The sequence below is a fragment of the Azospirillum melinis genome (genome assembly GCF_013340935.1).
Classification (GTDB): Bacteria; Pseudomonadota; Alphaproteobacteria; order Azospirillales; family Azospirillaceae; genus Azospirillum; species Azospirillum melinis.
Window position 1 is genome coordinate 1 of record NZ_WHOS01000154.1, and the last position, 794, is coordinate 794.

Annotated in this window: 1 protein-coding gene; it reads right to left on the reverse strand. The window is 69.4% G+C overall.

The features are described from left to right. On the reverse strand, window positions 1-792 hold a 792-nt coding region (locus GBZ48_RS35905; protein ID WP_174475381.1), incomplete at its 3' end, for an electron transfer flavoprotein subunit alpha/FixB family protein. Window positions 793-794 lie beyond the last annotated feature (2 nt).

Sequence of the window (794 nt, forward strand, 5' to 3'; positions counted from 1 at the left end):
GATGACCTTGCTGTCCTTCATGCCGGCCAGATGCTGGATCGCACCCGAGATGCCGACGGCGATGTACAGCTCCGGCGCCACGATCTTGCCGGTTTGCCCGACCTGATAGTCGTTCGGCACGAACCCAGCGTCCACGGCGGCGCGCGACGCACCGACCGCGGCACCCAGCTTGTCGGCCAGGGCCTCCAGCAGCGGGAAGTTCTCGCCCGACTGCATGCCGCGCCCGCCCGACACCACCACACGGGCGGATGTGAGTTCCGGACGCTCCGACTTGGTCAGCTCGGCCGAGACGAAGCTCGACAGCCCGGCGGCACCGGCGCCCGACACGGCCTCGACGGCGGCCGAACCGCTTTCGGAGGCTGCGGTCTCGAAGGCGGTGGTGCGGACGGTGATCACCTTCACCGCATCGGCCGACTGCACGGTGGCAATCGCATTGCCGGCGTAGATCGGCCGCTCGAAGCTGTCGGCCGACACCACGGCGGTGATGTCGGAGATGGCGGCGACGTCCAGCAGCGCCGCGACGCGCGGCAGAAGGTTCTTGCCGACCGAGGTGGCGCCGGCCAGCACATGGCCGTAGCCGCCGCCCTTGACGGTGGACACCACCAGCGGGGCGACGTCTTCCGGCAGTTGGTGCTCGTAAGCGGCATCGTCGGCCAGCAGCACCTTGGCGACACCGGCCACTTTGGATGCGGCATCGGCAGCAGCCTGCGCGCCCTTGCCGGCGACCAGGATATGGACATCGCCGCCAATCTTGGACGCAGCGGTGACGGCGTTCAGCGTGGCGGGCTTCAGCG